The following is a 1954-nucleotide window of genomic DNA, read 5'->3' as shown; positions in this document are numbered from 1 at the left end:
TGAAGTTTACCGTCTGCTTTTCCAGCAAGCCAAGCACAAGATAGGCAAGAACACTCAGTCGACACTTGTTGCAGTTCAGATAGGTTCTAAACTGCTCAATGAGTAAGTCAGCGGGTTCCATAATCGTGCGGTATTTTTAGCGAAAAATCTCAAGATAGTGGATCTCGTTGGCTTACTCCTGATTTTTGTCGTGTACAGTGTCAAAGACCGTAAGGGCATTGCCCTGAACGGAACATTCATCAAGGCAGTAGACCTTCCATCTTACAAAGTTGAGATTGAAAACGCTGGCTTAAACTACGACCAAGTCATTGAGGAAAACACATAATGGCAATTGTGCAAAAACCGGACAATAGTACGAAGGTACCACGTACTGGTCGTGTACCGGTAGAGACGAAAGACCCTGCCAAGTACAAAGAAAAGGAGAATCGTGCAACCCGATTCAATCCGTACGATGACCCAAACGACCCAACAAAAGCTCCCGAATAGGGGGCTTTTTTCATTGAAGGACTTAGTATGCTGACACTAGACGACATCAAAGACATCGTTTCCAAAGTGACATACAAAGACGGCTGGACTATTCAAGTATATGAAGGGCACGGTCGTTCCTATATTCAAGTCTCCGTAGATGCCTCTGTAGGCGTCTGTAGCGTGAGTAAACAAAATACGGCATGGAAGAGCGGAAAACACTATTTAAGCCCATACATGTGCAAACAAGAGATTGTAGGCGTATGTTTCGCTGCTATTAAAGCATCAGAAGAACATGAAATGCGTGAGTGGTTCCGCTATAAAGGAGCCAGCATCTTCAATCCTCACCTCGACCCAGACCAACTAGTTGAGTTGGCTAAGAAGAAATCCGCCTTTGTTACCCGACCCGACAGGACTTCCATGACTCTGGAGGAACCAGATGAATCAACAGAAACGCATCGAGACTCTGGAAGAGGGATTGCAACTAATTGGATTGTTAACCCCCGAGGCTAGAGACAAGATTGTACAAGCCTTTGTTGCGTTAGAGGTTGAAAACGTAAAATTACTATGTGACCTCAACATCCGGTACGTTCGCTTTTTTGTTGAGATAATCAATCAGCATATCCCCGAGACTATAACATAATTCATGGTACATTAATTTCGATGCCTCTTCTGCCCGCTCAGTAAAAATCGCCTTCAGTAGATGTTGTGACTCTTCAAACCAGACCTTCCTGACATAAAATAAAATCAATAAAAATACCTGTTACTTCGTCTCTTTGATCAACCTTATACTCCTCTATTGCAATTTTTTTGTATCTAAACGAATGTATAAGGTTTTCAATGATACTTCGAAAATGTCCAGCCACTTCCTTAACAGTAAACATCTCGCTCACTCTGCCCCCTGCCTCATGTACGACCTCACAAATATCCATAGCAACCCAGTTGGAAACTTTTCGCTCAGGAATAGCTTGGTTAGTTGCCTGATGACTGCAACCAGGCATATCCGAACCAAGCTCTCTTTCCCGTTTTACCAGTACAGAGGATCTATCTTCAACCGATCGTTTTTTTGAAAAACTTTTAACTACTCTCGGCTCTGAGTCAAAATTTCATCATTCTTTTCAACAAAACTGTTTTTATGAAGCCCGTAAGCATCTGTTCCGGTAGTGTTTATATTCATAAATCCCCCTATTGAACACATTTAATCCCCTTAAGCCATACGTGTTTAGACTATTAATTTCCAAAATAATTCCAGAACGATAGTTTAACTTGCTCATTGCTGACGTGTTAATCGAGATGGAATGGTTCAGCAGGGACAGAATACCTGAAAGTGGAGTGGGTCAATCACCTCCAGACCCGCATCAAATCTGATTTTATACCGGAATCTGCATTCAAATGTCTGCTGAAGGAATATCCCTAACTTCGCCCCAAAAACAACGATAATCCTCCGGATTCAGCCCTAATTTCCTGAGGTAATCAATGGTTTTAGCTT

Annotated in this window: 2 protein-coding genes; one reads left to right on the top strand and one right to left on the bottom strand. The window is 42.3% G+C overall.

All coding sequences use genetic code 11. The features are described 5' to 3' along the window. Window positions 1-513: 513 nt before the first annotated feature. Window positions 514-978 carry a hypothetical protein gene (locus KDK16_RS10735; RefSeq protein WP_257255152.1) on the top strand — a complete coding sequence of 155 codons (465 nt, stop codon included), beginning with the start codon at window positions 514-516 and terminating at the stop codon, window positions 976-978. Between the two features lie 203 nt (window positions 979-1181). On the opposite strand, the gene KDK16_RS10730 is transcribed toward KDK16_RS10735, so the two are convergent. Beyond that, window positions 1182-1466 carry a hypothetical protein gene (locus tag KDK16_RS10730; RefSeq protein WP_257276089.1) on the bottom strand — a complete coding sequence of 95 codons (285 nt, stop codon included), beginning with the start codon at window positions 1464-1466 and terminating at the stop codon, window positions 1182-1184. Window positions 1467-1954: the final 488 nt, after the last annotated feature.

The sequence above is a fragment of the Endozoicomonas sp. SESOKO4 genome (assembly GCF_024606275.1).
The sequence above is the reverse complement of the archived record's forward strand: the minus strand, read 5'-3'. Positions and strand labels throughout refer to the sequence as shown.